This is a genomic window from Amycolatopsis sp. EV170708-02-1 (genome assembly GCF_022479115.1).
Lineage (GTDB): Bacteria > Actinomycetota > Actinomycetes > Mycobacteriales > Pseudonocardiaceae > Amycolatopsis.
On the sequence record NZ_CP092497.1, the window covers coordinates 4,007,561 to 4,022,133 of the forward strand.

Below are 14,573 nucleotides of genomic sequence, written 5' to 3' on the forward strand. Positions count from 1 at the left end.
CGGGCGGGAGGGCTTGCAGCTTCGGCAGACCGTGCTCAATACTCACTTCGCTGTGGAAACCATCGACCTGCCCCAAACCGCGATACGGGGCATGGGCTCACAAGGTCCACATCGGATGCTACCCGGAGTCTGATGTGGACACCCGGCTGGAAACAAGTAGACGGAACGGCCCCTTCCAGGGGATTGGTCTTGCTGTCGAGGCGGAGTCGTCTTCACGATGTGTCGTGTGGCAGCCCGCCGCGGCACGCGTCAGGAGGTCCGATGAAACGCTCCACTGCAGGTGAACGGTGGTTCTTTCTGGACATCAGCACTGGTGACGCAGACTGTGCGGGCACTGTCGGTGACGTACATCTACGTCTGTGCGACGCGCATGAGGTGTGCACGGTGGAGCAGGTGCTCGGCCAGGCCAGCCACGACCACTTCGAGCGAGGCCGCACGGAGCGGCACTTCGTCCGCGTTCCGCCGGAGTTCGCTGAACCCGACCACGTCCGCGTACGGCTCGCGTCCGGCGGCCGTTGGCTCCTCCACTACATTCGCGTCAGCACCCCGGACACCCGCGCAAGCTATACCAGCGGACCCGCTGATGTGTGGCTGACCAGCGATACCGATGGCACCGGTGAAGAGGTAACCCTACGCCTTACGCCCGACCAGCAGCGCACCACCGCCACCGCGACACAGCATGCGCGCATCTGACACCTGTCGTTCGTGCCCCGCGCCAGTGGCCTCTCGAGCAACCTGATGAACACATTTCGTAGAAGTAATGCGAGTAACGCCGCGAGACTTCTTCAACAGTTTGCTGAGCCTGTGGTCGTTTGGTGAATTATTCACGTCGCGGCTGCTGCGTTCTGGCCTGCGGATGCACCGCGTGCCCTGTCCGGGCAGTTGGCAAGGTGCCAGATGTCGACGGCGATCGCCCGTCATGCGGTCATTCGTCCACGAAGTCAGACTCACTCACGGCGGTTATTCAACTCGGGTGAATACGTTGACGAAGGCGCGTTCAGCGCCAAGTTCGGTCGGTAGGCCACCAGTGTCCTGGAAGGATTCAGACGTCCACCCGCCGATCGGGTCACACCGAGCGGCAGACCGTGGCATGACACGCGATGGGAGAATGAGGCCGCCGGATCCCACGGGCGCAGGTGCGGCGGACGTGTTTGCGCACGCAGCCACGCAATCGGCGCACCGGTGCCGACCTGCTGGACGCCCGGCACGACAAGATCTTGTTCGACCTCGTCGTCACTTCGCTCGCGACTGAGGTACCAACGGCGGATTGTCGCAACTGTGCTGGTGGTCATGGTGTCAGCGTGGCTGTGAAAGCCGATGGGGTGCGCCAGTCGAGCGCGTTGCGCGGCCGTGACAAGTACCTGCCCGAACGCGCCCGCTCGGGCAACGTCGGCGGCTATTGCCCCGTTCCCGGCACGGCACAATTGCGTCCTGTGGCGATGCTCAACCGGCGGCATGCCCCTTGCCGCTCCGAGATCGGTGGCACTGCAGGGTCTCTCCAGTAATGTCACCTGAGGTCAGTTTTCGGGGTGGCCGGGGGTGACTTCGGCGAGCATGGGTCGTACGACGCCGTCCTCATCCGCGGAGTCGGCGAAGTCTTCCCAGTCCATGTTGGCCAGTGACAGGTTGTTTTCGATCTCCTGAACGGCGGGTGGGGTCGCGCGGAAGGTCCGACCGCGGCTGTCGTCATCGAGGTCGACCACCAGTACGTGGTGTTCGGCGGATTCCATGGTCATGATGTCCGCGACGAGCAGGAAAGCCCACGACGTGCCGGCAGGTACTAGTTCGAGGAGTTGCGCCGCTGTCAATTCTGCGAACGCGGCGTTGTCGACCGGCTCCACGTCTGCGCTGAAGGTGTCGCCGCCGGAGAAGTGTCGCGGCGTGGTGACTTGAGTGCAGGTGGTGGCCCATGCGTCGTTGTTGGAGAAGTCGGTGCGTATCAGCGGCACCGACTCGACCGATGGCAGTTGTGGAGTGACAGCCGGAACCGCGGGGCGGCGGGCTGTCCGTTTTCGGCTTGTTCGCGCCTGTGGCTGGTTCGAGGATTTCGCGAACTTGGGGTGCTCGCGCTTGTACCCGTTGCGCCACATGATCTCGCCGTCGGCGTCCAGCATTTCCAGGTCGCCGTTGTCGCGGACCACGACTTGTTTGGGGTGGAACGGGGACCGGGGTGTGGTGAGGCTGTCCCATGCCTTGCGGACGCCACGCAGGTCCACCTGGTCGACCTCGTCCTTGGACCATCGCAGGAACAGGCCGTCCTCCTCCAGTGAGAGACGGGTTCCGAATGGATCCGGATACCCCGATGGGACCAGGTAGAACCAGCTGGTGATCCGACCGTGTGGCCCGTAGAGGAAAGTGCCGCCGTGTTGGTGGTCGTGTACCAGGACGTACTGGCCGTTGGGGGAGGTCAGGCTTTGGTCGGCCAGGCTCTGCCCGACCAGCATCCGGTCCCCACGTGCCACGGAGAACGGCGATGGTGTGATGTTCGCGGTCGCGGTGTCGGTGTGCCACACGATTTCGCCGGCGCTGTCCAGCAGGACGACGTCGCCGTCGCCACGGACTTCCAGTAGTTCAACGTCACGGCCTGCCGTGTCGGTGGACCACAGCGGGGTGCCGTCCTCGTCGTGCGCCACGAGATTGCCGTCCGGCTGCAGGGTGACGTCACTGACGCCGTGACCGCGACGTTTCCGTCCCCAGTCCTCATCCGCAGGGCTGAACGCGCTGGACCACCACAGTGGCTCGCGGTCGTGGTTGCGAATCAGTATGAGATCGTCGAATCCGAAGTGTTTGAGGGTGAAAGCGTCGTTGAGCGAGGTCAACGACTGCCGTCGCAAGCTTTCGCCGACACGTAACCGGTGTCCCTCGGGCATGGGGTGCTCTTCTTCCGTTGGCAATTTTTGCACCGAAGCGGATTCGGCATGATGGACGGCGACTGTAGTCAAGGCTTCAACAGCCTGTCATCAGATCCAGTCTGGACAGCCCGAACAGGCAACGCAGATTGTCCTGCTGGGACACAAGCTTCTCGCCAGAAAGTGTCAAACTGACAGTCGCCAGCGTGACGAGTTTCCAGGAATAACGCGCCGAAGACGTGTTCGACATCAAGGAGCGGGGTGCCGCGGGCAGCGAACACGGCCCGTGGCGAATGGCGGGATTCGGTGCCCGGCTGCGATGCTGGTTGCAGCCGGGCACTTGTGCAAGTTGGCTGGCCGACGTCTTGCGGGACGTAGGCGCGCAGCCCGTCTTCGCTACGCGGGGTTGTGTCCGGAGCTGTTCTGGGCGAACGGCGTCGGCCTGCTCGAACGGCGGCGCCCAAGTCACATGGCCGTGCAGATCGGCGACCCTTCGCCCGTTCGAGGGGCGTACTCACCCTCGTAGGAGCCATTGGTGCAACTCCTTGTCGCTCTGGGTGCACATCGGCTGTCAGAACGACGTGTGCAGGGGGCCGATCTGTCAGTCTCGGCTGGGTCAGGGAACGCCGAGTTCGATCTCTGCGTTTGGCTGCCCAAGGCGTAGGCGGTGTGCCCAATGCTGAAACTCGATCCAGCCGAGTGTCCGAACCGGGGCGAAGGGGTCGTCAGGGAACCAGTCGGAGCCCTCCGGCTCGGATTGTTGCTCCGGTCGGCGGCCGGACGGTTGCCGTTGCTGCACGAGGCTCAAGCGCTCTGCCAGCGCCGCGTGATCGAACAGCATGAGCTGTGGCGTCATCCACCGTTGGACGCCGACGGACTCGCCGTTGTGCTGGTGGGTGGGTTGGGCAGTACGCCGACACTGCTCTCCCCGTTGGAGGATCTGCTGCGACGGCTTGGTTGTCAGGTCAAGGTCGCACCGGTCCGCCTCGGTATCGGGTGCGGCGAGATGACGGCGCAGCTGGTCGAGGCCGCGTTGGTGGAGTTGACCGAGGCGGTGTCCGCGCCGGCCGTGGTCATCGCACACAGCCGCGGCGGACAGTTCGCCCGGGCTGTGGCGCTGCGGAGGCCAGAGCTGTTGCGAGGCCTGATCACCCTGGGGGCACCGCTGACTCGTATGCTCGCTGTGCATCCGTTGCTGCTCGCGCAGATTGCCGCCCTCGGCGCAGCAGGAGCCCTCGGCGTGCCTGGGCTCCTCCGGCCGGGTTGCCGGTGGGGTGGGTGCTGCGCACGGTTGCGTGCGGATCTCGCGGCTCCGTTTCCTGAGGGGTTGCCTTTCCTGTCGGTGTACTCCCGCACGGATCGCGTGGTCGACTGGCGAAGTTCCTGTGATCCGGCCGCGCGTCACCAGGAAGTCCGTACAAGTCATGGCGGTCTGATCTGGGATCCGGTCGGCCTGACGGCGATCGTGGACGAGCTCGTCCACCTGCTCGCCACGTCATCGCCTGCTGTCCAGGACCCCGCTGACCAGCGGCTCGTCGCATAGCGCTCTGAATCTGGCGCTGGAGCGGACGACTTAAAGAAAAAATGAAGAAGCATGTCCGAGAGTGGTATGAGGAAACCAGCCGAGCTGGGACGGATGATCATGATGGCAGAAAACCGGATCGAGTTGAACAGACGCGAGTACGCGATCCTGCGGGCGGTCGCGGCAGGGCGTGGAACACTGGTCGCATGCAGTGAGCCAGACCTCGCCGTCGACGGTGGATGGTGCGACCATATTTCCGTGCACCGTCTCGTTGAATTGGGACTCATCGAGGGAGAGCGGCGGGTGCCATTCGGGCAACTCACCCTTGCGGTGGTGACCCGGCTGGGCGCGGCACTGCTTCTCGAGGAGGGTGGCGCGATGGCCGCGTAGGCCTGCGTCCGTAGCACGAGGCACTCCCGGCTCAAGTTGGTGCGCGCCCATCGCAAGGTCGCCGAACTCGAGCGCGACGTCCGGGGACGGAACAACGATCGCGTGGCGCGAGCGTTGGCGGGCCTCTCTGGGAATGATCTTCGTTGGCGCCTTCAAAGGGCTCTAGCGGCCCCAGATTCACCGAACGGCAGGAGCGTCCGTCACCGGAGGGGCTCGCGGCCGAGGCCATGAACCGGGGCATGTTCTGAGCCGGGGCCCCTGCGGCCGCGCGATCTCCCTCGGGCTCAGCTATGTGATCGACGCTTCTCGTGGCGGCATACCTATGTCGAACGGACTGCGGCGGTCGAGGCCGATCAGGAACCGTGCTGTGTTTCGGTGGCGGCCAGAATACCGGTAATTTTCTCGGCAGGGCAAGGGCGACCGAAAAGCCAACCTTGCCCGGAATCGCAGCCTAACTCTCGCAGGATGTCTGCCTCGATCGCATTCTCCACACCTTCTGCCGTCACGGTCATCCCCAAGGTGTGTGCGAGCGAGACGAGAGTACTGATGATCGACTCGTCAACGGAGGGTCCACTGGCGACTCCTCCGAGGTCACGTACGAATGATCGATCCAATTTTATCGTATCCGCCGGAAGTCGTTTCAGGTAGGCAAGATTGGAGTAGCCGGTGCCGAAGTCGTCGATCGCGATCCTGACGCCCATTGCGGCCAGTTCCTCCAGGACTCGCAGTGGCCGGCCCGCGGTTGCCATAATCTCGTTCTCCGTCAACTCCAGTTGCAGAAGAGACGCCGATAAACCTGTTCGCGCAAGTAGCTCTTCGACGTCGTCGACGATCGCCGAATCGCGAATCTGGCGCGAGGCGACATTGACACTCACATGCAGGCCATTTCCACGGCCGGCGTACGGGAATTGTTGCGCCCACGTGGCAGCTTGTTGACAGGCCTGGGCAAGGACCCAGCGCCCGAGCGGTATGATCGCACCAGTTTCTTCGGCGAGACTGATGAAGTCGCCGGGTGGCACGACACCAAATTGTGGATGCCGCCATCGTACGAGCGCCTCCACCCCGATGAGCTTCCGCTCAGCCAGGCTGACCAGTGGTTGGTATTCGATCAGGAACTCTTCGCGTTTCAGGGCGTCCGGCAGCGCGGCGAACAAGCCAAGCCGGGTTGCTTCGCGCGCGTTGCGATCTGCGTCAAACACCGCATACCTACCCCGTCCTTCCTCTTTTGCCCAGTATAGCGTCATATCTGCGGCTGCCATCAGCTCCTTGGCGGAGGTGTTCGCAACCGATCGTTCGACAACTCCCACACTTGCGGAAATCGAAAAGCTGCTTCCGGCGGCCTCAATGGGTGACTCCAGCGCTTGCAGTGCCGCTTCCGCGGTCGCTACTACGTCGTCCAGTCCGCCCGAATCGTCAACCAATATCACGAACTCGTCACCGCCGATCCTTGCGATCATCCGACCGTGTGCACTGACGCAGCGCTTCAGTCGAGCGGCGACGGCGACAAGCAACTGATCTCCAACCGCGTGTCCCAAGGTGTCGTTCACGGCTTTGAATCGGTCTAGATCGAGGTAGCAGATGCCCACGCGAGCACGCGGGCGATCCGCGTTACGCTCAAGCACCTCGTCGAGGCGTTCAAAGAACAATGTGCGATTAGGCAGATCTGTGAGGTGATCATGGGTAGCCTGATGACGTAGATTCTGCTGAAAGTGCCGGCGTTCGGTGATGTCTTCCGCCATCGCGACCGTGTAGAGCGGCGCGCCCGCGGCATCGCGAATCAATGATACGGTGAGATTGGTCCAAATCAGCTCGCCATCTTTGCGTCGGTATCGTTGTTCCATCTGCATGTATCTCGTCTCGCCTTGGATTAACGCTTGATAGGCCATTAATGCCTCAGGTGCGGTTTCGCCTTCGAGTAACTGGTCCCATCTCATCTCTCGAAGTGATTCCCGGTCATATCCCAGCAAGTCGACAGTCGCTTGATTTACGTCAATAAAGCGGCCGTCCAGTAAGGCGACCGACATCCCGATCCCGGCGGAGTTGAATACAGTGCCAAACCATTCATTACTTGATCCTGATGAAATACTCGGAGCTGACCTCGCAGGCTTACGTCGCAGCTGCCTGTCGCCATTGCTCGACGGTGAGGTGTGAAATGCTCTCACGTAACCGTCCGCTATCGCGCCCTGAAGCAGAGAAACGCGAGCCGTGACATCCAAGTCGGGGATCTGATCGTCGACAATGTCGGTGACATCATGACCGTTGTCGTGGTCTGCGAGACGAAATTCAGTGGCCTCCCGATCAAGCATGGGAAGAAGTCTCCCAATCAAGCCAACGCTGGTCTCGAGCACCGATTCTCCGGCCAGGCTCCCGCTGGCCAAGCTGGCGCCGACCTCGCACGCGGCGTCGACGCTGAAAGGTGTCGACCACAATGCCACGCAGAGTTTCTTGCTGAGAAGTCGGAGCGATGTTTCGATCTCGGGCTCACCGGCTGCCGCGCAGCCAGTGGCCGCCAAGGCGTCTGCCCAGGTTCGGGCGAACCATGCCGTGTCCCGGACCGCGTTGACGCCGCCGCGCTTGAACCCCGCTGCGGAGAAATTGCTGATCCAAGTCACGATATTTCCTCGTCCACCGCCGGTGAGCGCTGCGTCGAGCTGATAGCCAGACTCCTGCATGGTGGCCACCTCTCATTACTCTGAGTGCTTGCGGCACAGCTGTTCGTTCAGATGGAGGAGGACTGTCACCCGTCCAACGTAGTGATGCTACGTTCCGGCAAGGAAACGCCCAAGTGGACGAGTGTAGCTAAGCCCGAACGGGTTACGACAGCTGTGCTCGGGATATCATTCATATGTAACATTTAGCTCAGGCTTGTGTATCAGTCTTTCGACATGATCAACTGGAACTGGTCGAGCCCGCGCGGCACCGGCGACGTGCCCGTTGGGTCCACGGAAACGGCCCGCGTCCCTGATCAGGAACCCTTGGGGGCCTAGCCGGTGGTTGCATCACCAACTGCGAGAGTGGTGCACTGACTAGATCCTGGTGATGCGGACGAACCGCGGCCGAGGTGGCGGGGCGCGACCCGCGCCTGCGCGGCGATTGCGCTTGTCTGGAACCTCTTGTCCTCCCGGCACAGGTAGAGGACGACCTGAAGCGCGTGAGCCATGCCGGACGTCCTGCATGTACTGGTGCGATTCTGCGTGCTGCTGATTACTCTTCAGGCGACAGTTGCAGGAGACTCTTATTGAGGGGTAAGTCAAACATGGCGTGGTCGGTGCGGGGTGGTTGTGAGTGGCGTTTCGTGTTCTAACCCGAAACGCCACTCACGACCCGCGCTTGACAAGGGCCGAAGGCTCCCTTCGCCGCATTAGACGCGGCGAAGGGAGCCTTGATCGCGCCACCGACCCACCCGAGAATACGCCACGTTTGCCTTACCTCTCAATAGATGGCCTTCGGGGTTGCGGACAGCACCAGACCGCGGCTTGAGATGGATCGGCTCTACTGATGCTGGCACCAAGACCGCGCCCGGCATCCAAGAAGCGTTGCTGTCACAGGTTCCGGCGGAGACCGCGTGGGCAAGCTCTCCGGTGCTCGCGCGGCGGGACGAACGGTACACGCTGGCGACTCCTATACGCGTGTTTCGACGAGCGCACTCGTGGGCTCAGCCTGTAGTCGGCGCTGTCCGCGCGAGTGATCGTGGCTGTGGTGGAATGTGTGCGGAAAGGGTGACCCGTCAGTAGAGCTGATGATTCCCCGCAAGATCGTGATTAATAGCCAGAGCTGTCTCCGATGCAGGGACGTGTCCGCACAGGTCCGCCCGTCGGCTTCAAGTACCTGGCGAGTATTGTGTATGCGCCAGTATGCGGATATGCACAGACCGCCGCTGCGGAGTTGGCTCGTAACAGTTGCGACACGAATTTCCACTCGGTTGTCGGCCGGTCGAAGCTGATGAACGGTGACCACGTGCAGCGTCCCGTCATGTGGCGGTTGCGTGCCCACAGTCTTCGCTGCTCGCCGGAGCAGGTCCCGGTGCGTGCCCTGCGACGAAGACCGCGGTCTCACCGTCCAAGATCGCGAACGAGCCTGCGTCCGTACTGAAGCCTCGCTGGTGCAACCGAGCAGCCAGCGTCTGTCTGGCCGCTCGGCCGAAAATTCCGAGGGCAGTGCCTCCTATGTCTCAAATCCCAATCACGTTCATTGGGCCAAATGGAGTCACATGAACTTTCGGGCAGAAAGATTGCCAGTTTGTACCTAGGCAATCGAATCTGCTTGCTGCTTGGATCCGTTCTTAATCAAAGGGGCAGAGGCCCCGCTGCAAGGCATTCGTGAGCTCAGAAATGGGGATTGCGGTGGCGTTCTCTGCCTTCGTTGTGGTGATCAGCCTGTTGTTCATGGGCGGAGGTTTGGCGAAGCTCGCAGGAGTCGATGTGATGCGCAGGGACGCGGAGCGCTTCGACCTCAAGTACGGCACCTATCGGCTCATCGGCGCAGCCGAGCTTGCCGGCGGACTGGCCTTGTGTGTTGCACGGTTCGCGTCGCAGCCCCTGCTCGGCATTGTTGCGGCCGCAGGACTGACTGCGCTGATGTCAGGTGCTGTGGTAGTGCACCTGAAAGCGAAGGATGCTGTGGCCAAGACGGTACCCGCCGCTGCCTTCGGAGTCATCACAGCGGTGATCGCATACTTCTTCGCGGCGAGTTGATATGTCCCTGCCTCGCTTGCAGGCTATCACTGAAGCCGACAAATTGGATTCTTTTGACGAGTGTATTCAGGCCTTGGATCCGATCGACTTGGATCGACTGCTTCCGGCGGTGTGGCAGGCGAACGCTGCCGGCGATGTTCGGGCACTGCTTTCATTGATCCGGGAGATCGCCCCTCCGGTGGCGGACGTCGAGCGGATGTCCATATCGGAGACTCTGGCCACGATGCGCGATCTTGGCATACTGCTCGGGTCGGTAAAGCGGAACGGCGCAGAGCCGGTATCCGAGATTTCCACTCTCGAGGAGGTGCTGCGGCTCCTCGCTCAGCGCAGCGGGTTGATTCCTCGTGACACCATCCATCACTACATCAGGTGGAATCCGACAGGGCGTCGGGAGCGGATGTACACAGGCTTGCCGATGGAGCGGTTACTCATGGCCGCCGTGCGGATCAGCTTGCCGCGCCTCAGTGATGCGGTCGACCTGTGTGTCGTGCTCGACTCAGCGGACGCGGGTGACCTCACCTTTGCTCTGGCCGCCAACGAGCTCGCCGCTTTGGTCGGGGCCATGGAGCACTCGATCGACACGGTTCTGGCCGGCGTCACGCCGGAGTTCTTTGCCAGGACCATGCGGCCGTTCTTCGAGGAGATCCGTGTCGGGGACGAGGTCTATCTCGGTCCGGCCGCAGCACATGTGCCTCTGTCGGTCGTGGACCTCCTCGTATGGGCGTGCGATCACGGCGGAGACGAGTACCTCGAGTTCGCGGACGACTCGGTCGTGTACGGCTTGGAACATTGGAAGCCGTTGCACGGGAAGTGGCGACGAACTACGTCGCTTGTAACCAGAGTCACCGAGGAGCTCAAGCGGTGCTTGCCGGACGAAACACTCTCGCTAGGGCTGTACGCGAGCGCGGAGGCACTGTGTCGCACGATGCGATCACTCATGGTGTTCCGAGGTAAGCATCTCACGATCGCGAGGAAGGCCTATGCGGCTGACATCGGTCTTTACGAACTCGGCAGCGGCGGTGGGAGCGTGGCGATGCTCGAAGCGATCACCGACGCGACCAGGGCCACCTCGACGTTGCTGCGACGATCCGTCACCACTCACTTGAAGGACCTGGGCTGATGGCAAGGGTGGTGATCGGCGGCGGTGGCGTGGGCGGCCTTGCGGCGGCCTTGTGTCTGCACCACCTAGGAATCGGTGACGTTGTCGTGCTGGAGGCTGCGCAAAACATCGAGCCCCTAGGCGTAGGGTTGAACATCCTGCCCAACGCGGTCCGGGTCCTGCGTGATCTGGAAGTGCTCGACCAGTTGTCCGTTCAGGCGATCCACACCAGCGAACTGCGCTACTACAACTGTCACGGCGATCTCATCTGGGCTGAGCCCCGTGGCGTTGCGGCCGGATACATCGTCCCGCAGCTTTCGATCCATCGCGGCGATCTGCATGGGGTCCTGCTGGCCACAGTCAGAGACCGACTGGGGTATCAGGCTGTTTTGACCGGCGCATCGATCACGGGTGTTGCCGAAGATGAGACCGGCGTTCACGCGCGAGTCGAACATGCCGACGGTTCATTCTCCACAATCTCTGGGGATCTCATGATCGGTGCCGACGGCATGAATTCCACTGTCCGCGCGGCACTATGGCCGGAAGAAGGTGCACCGGCGCGCAACGGGGTCGCCATGTGGCGCGGAACATCATGGACAGAGCCGTTCCTAGACGGGCGCACCATGATCGTCAGCGGTGACGACGTCCGACGCATCGTGTTGTACCCGGTTCGTGCCGACGGCCGGTCCGGCCGGGTGATGGTGAATTGGGTTGCAGCTCAGCCCGCGCCCGGAGGCCTCTCACTTCGGTCCGGGGGCCCCTCGGATCCCGAGCGTTTCTGGTCGTCCTTCGACGTGTGGAGTTTCGACTGGCTGGACATCTCGGCGATCATCGCCGCATCCGAACAGGTACACGAGTATCCGATGGAGGACCGTGATCCGTTGCCGAGGTGGACATGTGGCCGGGTGACCTTGCTCGGTGACGCGGCGCACGCGATGTACCCGATGGGCTCCAACGGCGCGACACAGGCGGTGATGGACGGCTGGGTTCTCGCGAGAGCGTTGGCAGAGCACGATTCCCATGACGAAGCGCTGCTCGCGTATGAGACCGAGCGCAGGCCGATCACCACCGAACTGCAGATCAAGAACAGGAGCATGGGGCCGGAAGCGGTGATCTCCGTGGCGCACGAACGGGCACCACATGGCTTCGTCAACGTGAACGACGTGTTCACCCCGGGGGAGCTCGCTGCCATCTCGCAGAAGTACGCCGTGGTCGGAAATTTCGACATCGACTCGGTGAACCGACATTCGGGCCCCGAGAACCCACCAGAAGTGAGGCGCAAGACATGAGCACCGAGGAGCCGGAGCAGACGTCGACCTGGGGCGGCGCCGGCGGCGAGCAAGCGATCGCGGTGGTGGGGATGGCTTGCCGTTTCCCGGGAGCCGATAGCGTGGATACTTTGTGGCAGTTGATGCGGGACGGGGTGGACGCGACCGGTGACACCCCGGTGGAGCGCTACGACGCGAAGGCGATGTACTCGCCCCATCCGGAACCGGGCAAGGTGATCAGCCTCCGGTCCGGGTACGTCGATGGCATCGCCGGTTTCGACGCGGAGTTCTTCGGCATGTCGGAGAACGAAGCCCGTAGCCTCGATCCGCAGCAACGGCTCCTGTTGATGACAACGTGGGAGGCGTTCGAAGACGCGGGACAAGTTCCCTCCGCGCTCGCGGGCAGCCGAACGGGTGTGTACGTGGGCAGCATGCACCTCGATTACTGGGATCTTGTCGCCAAGCGCGGTGTGCAAGCGATCGGCCCCAGCTCGGTCTATAACTACCGGTCAGTGCTTTCGGGCCGCCTGTCCTACACGTTCGATCTCCGCGGGCCGAGCATAACCCTGGATACGGCGTGCTCGTCGTCGCTTGTGGCCGTGCATCTGGCGAGTCAGAGCTTGCGCCTGGGCGAGACGAACATGTCGGTAGTGGCCGGCGTGAATCTCAAGCTCACTCCTGACGAGGACGTGCTGCTCTCGCAGGTTCGGATGCTGGCGCCGGATGGACGGTGCAAGTTCGGGGACGCGTCGGCGAACGGGTTCGCACCGTCGGACGGCGTTGGTGTGGTGGTCCTGAAACGGCTCGCAGACGCACTCGTCGACGGTGATCGTGTGCATGCCGTCGTCCTGGGAAGTGCCGTAACCAATGATGGTGCCAGCAGCGGATCGTTGCTGGCACCCTCGGTCGAAGGGCATGTGCAGATGCTGCGGTGGGCTTACGAGAACGCCGGAGTGGCACCTGGTGAGGTCGACTTCGTCGAGGCGCACGGCACTGGTACACCTATGATCGATCCGATCGAGTTCGCCGGATTGGGCGAAGTGCTGGGTGAGGGACGCGACCAGTCCCGTCCGGTCCTGGTCGGATCCGTCAAGTCGAACCTCGGTCACACCGAAGGCGCGGCAGGCGTCGCAGCGCTGATCAAGACGGCCATGTGCCTGCGGCACCGCCAGGTCGTTCCGAGTCTGCATCACCACATGCCCAACCCGAAGGTGCCGTGGAGCGAACTGCCGGTGCGTGTGCCGACCGAACTGCGCCCGGTCGAGCCTGTGGGGCGACTCGCCATCGCGGGCATCAGCGGTCAGGGAATCTCATCGGTCAATTGCCACATCGTGGTGGGAGAGGCTGACCCCACGTGGCGACGTGCGAACAATGCTCATGTCACCAGGCCATTGCCGTTCGCAGTGTCAGCGCGTACGCCCACAGCGTTGGAAGACCTCCTGCGGCGCTACATCACTTATCTCTCTCCATGTGGCCAGGGACGACAGGAATCCCTTCTCGACGTGTGCTTCAGCGCAGCGACGAGCAGGGAGCACCACACGCATCGCCTTGTTTTCGAAGCCGCTACCGCGGATGAACTCGTGGACAAGATGCGGCGCTACCTTGGAGGCGAGACCGATGTGGAAGCCGCGACGGTGGTGGCGGCGGTGTACCGCGCGGGTGGTTCTCCCGACTGGGCCGACGTGTTCGAAGGCGAAGGCCGGTGCGTGTCGTTGCCGCACTACCCCTGGCAGACAAACGACTACTGGCTTGATGGCGTGGCGGTGACATCATGACGCGCGCCGCGGTGCTGTCCGGGTTGGGGGCGTGGGCCCCGCCCCATGAAGTGTCCAACGACGAGATCGCAGCGCTGATCGGTCGCGATGACGAATGGATCCGGGCCCGGACAGGAATCGCCAGCAGACGCAGGGTCGCGCCGGGCGTATCCACGGGAACGTTGGCTGTCGGTGCGGGCAGGCGTGCGCTGCGTTCAGCCGAAGTCAGCACGGTAGACCACGTGATTCTGGCAACCACCACTCCGGAACGGATCATGCCGGCCACCGCCCCGGCGGTCGCTTCCGCGCTGGGACTTTCCGCGCCCGCATTCGATCTCAACGCGGCGTGCTCCGGTTTCGTCTATGGTCTGGCCGTCGCGTCGAGCCTGATCATTGCCGGCACCGCGGAGAGTGTGCTGTTGATCGGCGCCGACACGCTCTCTTCGATCACCGACCCGACCGATCCGATGACCGCACCGCTGCTCGCGGATGGGGCCGGCGCGGTCGTCCTGAGAGCGGGACACGCGGAGGAACTCGGGGCTCTGCACGCATTCGACCTGCACAGCGAGGGCGAGCACGTCGAATCCCTGAAAGCTGAACACGGGGGCCGCGTCGTGATGCAAGGTAGGCAGGTCTTCATGGCCGCGGTGCGGAACATGGCGGCGTCAGCCGTGGCGGCAGTCGAGACCGCCGGTTTCGCACTGCCCGATCTGGACAGGGTCATCGGGCATCAGGCAAACATCAGGATCCTGCACGCCGTCGCCGATCAGCTCGGTCTGACACCAGACCGGCTGGTAACGAATCTCGTGCGGTTCGGCAATACTTCCGCCGCGTCGATCCCACTCGCGATGGTGGACGGCGTCTCGACGAGCCAGCTGAATCCCGGCGAGCTTGCTCTCGTTACCGCCTTCGGTGCGGGGTTCACCTGGGGGGCGACGACGCTGCGGTGGCCCGCCCTTGTAGTGGAGAAAGTCGACTGAAGTGATCAATGAGGAGT

12 protein-coding genes are annotated in these 14,573 nt (G+C 62.9%); 9 read left to right on the plus strand and 3 right to left on the minus strand.

All coding sequences use genetic code 11. The annotated features are described in order from the left end of the window. The first annotated feature begins 384 nt into the window (after positions 1–384). Positions 385–693, plus strand: a complete 309-nt coding sequence (locus tag MJQ72_RS18815; RefSeq protein ID WP_240600666.1) for a hypothetical protein — start codon at positions 385–387, stop codon at positions 691–693. Positions 694–947: 254 nt separating this feature from the next. On the opposite strand, the gene MJQ72_RS18820 is transcribed toward MJQ72_RS18815, so the two are convergent. Continuing rightward, positions 948–1,292, minus strand: a complete 345-nt coding sequence (locus tag MJQ72_RS18820) for a hypothetical protein (protein ID WP_240600667.1) — start codon at positions 1,290–1,292, stop codon at positions 948–950. 15 nt (positions 1,293–1,307) lie between these two features. On the opposite strand from MJQ72_RS18820, the gene MJQ72_RS18825 reads away from it, so the two are divergent. After that, positions 1,308–1,505 carry a hypothetical protein gene (locus tag MJQ72_RS18825; protein ID WP_240600668.1) on the plus strand — a complete coding sequence of 66 codons (198 nt, stop codon included), beginning with the start codon at positions 1,308–1,310 and terminating at the stop codon, positions 1,503–1,505. A gap of 12 nt (positions 1,506–1,517) precedes the next feature. Here the strand turns inward: MJQ72_RS18825 and MJQ72_RS18830 are convergent, their stop codons facing one another. Beyond that, the gene (locus tag MJQ72_RS18830) at positions 1,518–2,942 is read right to left on the minus strand and encodes a DUF6924 domain-containing protein (protein ID WP_240600669.1); all 1,425 of its coding nucleotides are present in this window, start codon (positions 2,940–2,942) and stop codon (positions 1,518–1,520) included. Positions 2,943–3,525: 583 nt separating this feature from the next. Here MJQ72_RS18830 and MJQ72_RS18835 point away from each other — a divergent pair. Beyond that, entirely contained in the window at positions 3,526–4,392 is an 867-nt protein-coding gene (locus MJQ72_RS18835) for a triacylglycerol lipase (protein WP_240600670.1), read from the plus strand. 93 nt (positions 4,393–4,485) lie between these two features. After that, positions 4,486–4,761, plus strand: a complete 276-nt coding sequence (locus MJQ72_RS18840; protein ID WP_240600671.1) for a hypothetical protein — start codon at positions 4,486–4,488, stop codon at positions 4,759–4,761. 353 nt (positions 4,762–5,114) lie between these two features. Here the strand turns inward: MJQ72_RS18840 and MJQ72_RS18845 are convergent, their stop codons facing one another. Beyond that, complete coding sequence (locus tag MJQ72_RS18845; RefSeq protein ID WP_240601363.1) at positions 5,115–7,433, minus strand: bifunctional diguanylate cyclase/phosphodiesterase; 2,319 nt, start codon at positions 7,431–7,433, stop codon at positions 5,115–5,117. Positions 7,434–9,104: 1,671 nt separating this feature from the next. Between MJQ72_RS18845 and MJQ72_RS18850 the strand changes: the two genes are divergently transcribed. From MJQ72_RS18850 to MJQ72_RS18870, 5 genes are all read left to right on the plus strand, one after another. Further along, a complete protein-coding gene (locus MJQ72_RS18850; protein WP_240600672.1) occupies positions 9,105–9,455 on the plus strand; it encodes a DoxX family protein in 351 nt (116 codons plus the stop codon). Positions 9,456–9,528: 73 nt separating this feature from the next. Beyond that, positions 9,529–10,575, plus strand: coding sequence for a monodechloroaminopyrrolnitrin synthase PrnB family protein (locus tag MJQ72_RS18855; RefSeq protein WP_240600673.1), 1,047 nt, complete (start codon positions 9,529–9,531; stop codon positions 10,573–10,575). Further along, complete coding sequence (locus MJQ72_RS18860) at positions 10,575–11,843, plus strand: FAD-dependent monooxygenase (protein WP_240600674.1); 1,269 nt, start codon at positions 10,575–10,577, stop codon at positions 11,841–11,843. Before MJQ72_RS18855 ends, MJQ72_RS18860 begins: the two co-directional genes overlap by 1 nt. Continuing rightward, on the plus strand, positions 11,840–13,597 hold the full coding sequence (locus tag MJQ72_RS18865; protein ID WP_240600675.1) for a type I polyketide synthase: 1,758 nt from the start codon (positions 11,840–11,842) through the stop codon (positions 13,595–13,597). The genes MJQ72_RS18860 and MJQ72_RS18865 overlap by 4 nt, the downstream gene beginning before the upstream one ends. Further along, positions 13,594–14,556, plus strand: a complete 963-nt coding sequence (locus tag MJQ72_RS18870) for a beta-ketoacyl-ACP synthase III (RefSeq protein WP_240600676.1) — start codon at positions 13,594–13,596, stop codon at positions 14,554–14,556. Before MJQ72_RS18865 ends, MJQ72_RS18870 begins: the two co-directional genes overlap by 4 nt. Positions 14,557–14,573 lie beyond the last annotated feature (17 nt).